At 50.3% G+C, this 306-nt stretch carries 1 pseudogene; it reads left to right on the top strand.

Annotated features, from left to right (window positions below):
• Window positions 1-306 (top strand): annotated as a pseudogene (locus M3090_RS15750) (IS21 family transposase); the annotation flags it as partial.

The raw sequence follows: 306 nt of genomic DNA, 5'->3' as shown, positions 1-306 counted from the left end.
TAACGAGCCTGTCATCAATGATGATTTCGCCGCTTTTACCGAATATTACGGCTGTGCGGTCTATCCCGCCCGTGTGCGTCATCCCAAAGACAAGGCTTTGGTAGAGAATGCCGTAAAGCTCCTCTACCGTTCCATTTACCTTGACATAGAGGGAATGACATTTTCCGGCCTGGAGGAACTCAATACCGCCATCCATGTCTCCCTGCTTGATTTCAATGAAAAGGTGATGGCCGGACGGGAGGTGTCACGCAAGGAAATGTTCCTTCAGGGAGAGAAGGATTATCTTCGACCGCTTCCCGTGAAACG

It is taken from the genome of Bacteroides sp. ET71 (assembly GCF_023336905.1).
In the GTDB taxonomy this organism is placed as follows: Bacteria; Bacteroidota; Bacteroidia; order Bacteroidales; family Bacteroidaceae; genus Bacteroides.
This window is presented reverse-complemented; position numbering and strand designations above follow the sequence as displayed.